Below are 274 nucleotides of genomic sequence, written 5' to 3'. Positions count from 1 at the left end.
CGACGTTGATAGGCCGGGTGTGTAAGCGCAGCGATGCGTTGAGCTAACCGGTACTAATGACCCGTGAGGCTTAACCTTACAACGCCAGAGGCGTTTTTGAGAGACACAATTTTCAGCCTGTACCGGATATATCTGCGTGGCCTTACGGGCGGCGCGGAGACAGAATTTGCCTGGCGGCTTTAGCGCGGTGGTCCCACCTGACCCCATGCCGAACTCAGAAGTGAAACGCCGTAGCGCCGATGGTAGTGTGGGGTCTCCCCATGCGAGAGTAGGG

2 rRNA genes are annotated in these 274 nt (G+C 57.7%); both read left to right on the top strand.

The window, feature by feature from the left end:
* A 23S ribosomal RNA gene (locus AC0T7J_RS25570) occupies window positions 1-78 on the top strand; the annotation flags it as partial.
* A gap of 91 nt (window positions 79-169) precedes the next feature.
* A 5S ribosomal RNA gene (rrf, locus tag AC0T7J_RS25565) occupies window positions 170-274 on the top strand; the annotation flags it as partial.

The organism is Pantoea sp. E956-1 (genome assembly GCF_982223955.1).
This window is presented reverse-complemented; position numbering and strand designations above follow the sequence as displayed.